Origin of the sequence: Photorhabdus sp. RM96S (assembly GCF_042879335.1) — a bacterium.
Classification (GTDB): Bacteria; Pseudomonadota; Gammaproteobacteria; order Enterobacterales; family Enterobacteriaceae; genus Photorhabdus; species Photorhabdus kayaii.
On the sequence record NZ_JBHFKT010000175.1, the window covers coordinates 1 to 479 of the forward strand.

1 protein-coding gene is annotated in these 479 nt (G+C 62.2%); it reads right to left on the reverse strand.

Annotated features, from left to right (window positions below; translation table 11 throughout):
* Positions 1-50 precede the first annotated feature (50 nt).
* Positions 51-479 (reverse strand): DcrB-related protein (locus tag ACGF49_RS24825; RefSeq protein WP_387493407.1); only part of this gene is annotated, 429 nt, incomplete at its 5' end.

Genomic DNA, 479 nt, shown 5'->3' on the forward strand with positions numbered 1-479 from the left:
CCGGCCCCCAGCCAGGCCATCATCAATACACTCATGACCCCTCCCGGACATTATGGCTCATCACTAAAACGGGGCTGAAACGAGGTCATGATGGCCAGCATCTGCTCGCGCTGAGCCGGGGTCATGGTGCCGTTGCAGGTCCCGGTCAGTATCAGCACCTGGTGTGGCAGGTTGAGCATCATCATCAGCTGATGCAGGGGGCCCTGCGGGGCGGCCCAGGTGAACTCGGCGGTCAGGGTATCGCCGCCATTGAGCTGGCCGTGTTCCTGGGCGATAAGCTGCCAGTCTTTCAGCTGCTGACTGAGCGAGGTGATTTCGCGCTCGGCAAACTGGGGGAAGTCGAGGCCCCAGGGCAGGGTGTCGCGGGACAGGGTGAAGCTGCTGCCGTTGTTGTCATCGGCGCTGGTGAGCACCAGCATACTGACATCCCGCCAGTCGCGGGGCACGTTGAGGGTGCCGGCGTTAAAGTGAAAAGGGAT